Here is a 3,013-nt window from a genome sequence, read left to right as displayed (position 1 = left end):
GGACGCGGTCACGGGCGCACGGCTCCCGCCGCCGGATGGGAGCGCCGCCCGATGAGCGCCGCGACGCCGCCGCCGATCGCGCCGAACAGGTGCCCCTGCCACGAGACGCCGTCGGCCACGCCGATCACGCCCGCGAGCATCGTGCCGCCGTAGACGCCGATCACGACCACGGCGATCACGGCGTAGAGGATGCGATGGGCGACGCGCCCCGGCGCGAACACGCGCATCACGACGTAGCCGAAGTAGCCGAACACCAGGCCTGAGGCGCCGACCGTGAGCGTGCCTGGAGCGTTCACGAGCCAGGTGCCGACCCCGCCGATGACCGCGACGATCACGGTGACGGCCCAGAAGCGTCGCGCCCCCTCGACCGCGACCAGGCAGCCGAGCACGAGGAACGGCACAGAGTTGGCGATGAGGTGCGCCCAGCTCGCGTGCAGCAGCGGGGCGAGGATGATGCCGCTGAGCCCTGACAGGTCCCACGACCGCAGACCGAAGACCGTGAACGATCCGGGCAGCACGGCATCGGCGAACTGCACGAGCCACATCACCGCCAGCAGCAGCACCGGCGAGGCGAAGCGGGCGAGCGGATGCGGCGGCCGCGAAGGAGGGGGGACGGTCACCGCTCGATTGTCGCAGGCCCGTCCGACGAACGCCTGTGTACCGGGCCCGGCAAAAGAAAAGACCCTCCGCGCACCCAGCAGAGCCCGGTTACCCTTGCTGCGTTTCCGCCCTGGGGGAATTGGCCTGGATGCCGCCACGCGGAGAGCCGTCGTCCACTCTACCCGACCAGCGGCGGGGCGACGAACCCACGCGGGCATGGTCCCGCACGCCGCGCGGAGCGTACGATCGATTCACGCGCATCGTTGCGTCGACGTGAGAGGGATCGCATGCCTGAGAACGCCCCCCTGACCCCGGTCACGATCGACGCCGAGCGATTCGCCGCCCAGACGGCGGCGATTCTCGGCTCGATCAGCCAGGTCATCGACGGCAAGCCCGACGCCGTACGCAGCGCGCTCGTGTGCCTGCTCGCCGAGGGCCACCTGCTCATCGAAGACGTGCCGGGCGTCGGCAAGACGATGCTCGCCCGCGCACTGGCCGCGAGCATCGACGCCACGGTCCGCCGCATCCAGTTCACGCCCGACCTGCTGCCCGGCGACGTCACGGGCGTGTCGGTGTACAACCCGGTCGACCGGGAGTTCGAGTTCAAGCGGGGCGCCGTGTTCGCCCACATCGTGATCGCCGACGAGATCAACCGCTCCTCCCCCAAGACGCAGTCCGCGCTTCTGGAGGCCATGGAGGAGGGCCAGGTCACGGTCGACGGCTCCACGCACCGCCTGCCCGACCCGTTCCTCGTGGTGGCGACGCAGAACCCGCTGGAGATGGAGGGCACCTACGCCCTCCCCGAGGCGCAGCGCGACCGCTTCATGATGCGCATCTCGATGGGCTACCCCGACCCGGGCGCGGAAGCCCTCATGCTGCGGCAGCGCGACGTGGTGAACCCGCTCGCCACCGTGACGCCCGTGGCCGACGCCGCGTCCGTCGCGCAGCTCATCGCGTGGGCGCGGGCCGTGCACGTGGCCCCGGCCCTGGAGGAGTACGCGGTCGCACTCGCCCAGGCCACCCGCTCCGACCCGAGCCTGCATCTCGGTGCCAGCCCCCGCGCCACCCTCCAGCTCGTCCGCGCGGCGAAGGTGTGGGCGGCCCTCGACGGCCGCGACTACGTCATCCCCGACGACATCACGTCGCTGCTCCTCCCCGTGTTCGCCCACCGCCTGCTCCCCGCGCGCGGCGCCCATCGCGCCGGAGCCCAGCCCATCGAGGCCGCGCTCACGCAGATCGCCGAGCGCGTGCGCGTCCCGGTCGCCACCCGCTCCTGAGACCCCCGCCATGCGACGACGCCGCCTCCTCACCCGCCGGGGCACCGGCACGCTCGTCGCGGCGTTCGGCTGCCTGGTCGCGGCGAACGTGCTCGGCGCGCGCATCCTCCTCTTCATGGCCGTGTTCCTGGCGGCCCTCACCCTGTTCTCCGCGCTGGCGGTGCGGCTGCCACGGCGCTCAGGGATGGTCGCGCGACAGATCTCGACCGACCTGCTCACGGTGTCGGAGGCCTCGCGGGTCACGGTGCGCTTCACGCTGCGGGCGCTGCGGGTGCCGCACGGCCTGTGGCATGACGTGCTGCCCGACGCGGTCGCCGGAGACTCCAGCGGCGAGTATCCCGCCGAGACCGCGCAGCTGAGCTACCTCATCACGGGGGTGCGGCGCGGCGTCTGGCCGCTCGGCCCCCTCATGCTCCGTACGGTCGACCCGTTCGGACTCGCGCAGCGGGAGCAGGCGTTCGGCGACACCCGGACCATCACGGTGGTGCCGGAGGTGTTCGCCCTCACGCCGCTCGCCGTGCGCATCGGGGCGGCGGGAGGGACGGCCCACACCTCGTCGACCCGCCTCGGACAGGGCAGCGACAACCTGTCCCCCCGCGGCTACGCCCCCGGCGACTCCATGCGCCGGATCCACTGGCGGGCCACGGCCCACCGCGGCGAGCTGATGGTGCGCCAGGAGGAAGAGGAGTCCAGCCCCGACGCGCTGGTCGTCCTCGACCGGAGCTCCGGTCGCTGGGACCCGCAGGGCGACGCCGCCGACCCGGCCTTCGAGTCCGCGGTGTCGCTGTGCGCCTCGGCCGCCCTGCACCTCGCCGCCGAGGGCTACAGCGTCGACGTGATCGACACCGCGGGCACGCTGCTCGGCGCGCTCCGCGGACACGAGGACGACCGCGACGGCCTGCTCGTCGCACTCGCCCTGGTGACCCCGCGCGGCGAGGCCCGGGAGCTCGCGGCCCTCGTCGGCGGCACCCCGCCCGGGCCGCTCGTGTTCGTCACCGGACGCGTCGACGAGGAGGACGCGGCGCTGCTGCGTCCCGCGGGAGCCGCGGCCCCGCTGCTGTTCGCCACCGAGCCGCTGCCGGGTGCGGCCGACGCGGCACGACAGCACGGGTGGACCGTCGCCGCCCTCGGCACCG

3 protein-coding genes and 1 other RNA gene are annotated in these 3,013 nt (G+C 73.4%); 2 read left to right on the top strand and 2 right to left on the bottom strand.

What is annotated here, in order from left to right; translation table 11 throughout:
- Positions 1-8 precede the first annotated feature (8 nt).
- Positions 9-620, bottom strand: coding sequence for a rhomboid family intramembrane serine protease (locus DW297_RS00275; protein WP_136028518.1), 612 nt, complete (start codon positions 618-620; stop codon positions 9-11).
- Positions 621-674: 54 nt separating this feature from the next.
- Positions 675-771: signal recognition particle sRNA small type (gene ffs, locus DW297_RS00270), an RNA gene on the bottom strand.
- 116 nt (positions 772-887) lie between these two features.
- Between ffs and DW297_RS00265 the strand changes: the two genes are divergently transcribed.
- Both DW297_RS00265 and DW297_RS00260 read left to right on the top strand, forming a co-directional pair.
- Positions 888-1,877, top strand: coding sequence for an AAA family ATPase (locus DW297_RS00265; protein ID WP_136028517.1), 990 nt, complete (start codon positions 888-890; stop codon positions 1,875-1,877).
- 10 nt (positions 1,878-1,887) lie between these two features.
- The coding region (locus DW297_RS00260; protein ID WP_136028516.1) for a DUF58 domain-containing protein at positions 1,888-3,013 on the top strand (1,126 nt) is incomplete at its 3' end.

It is taken from the genome of Microbacterium sp. PF5, assembly GCF_004794315.1.
GTDB lineage: Bacteria > Actinomycetota > Actinomycetes > Actinomycetales > Microbacteriaceae > Microbacterium > Microbacterium sufflavum.
Note: the sequence above shows the minus strand (reverse complement) of the source record. Positions and strands in the feature narration are given on the sequence as shown.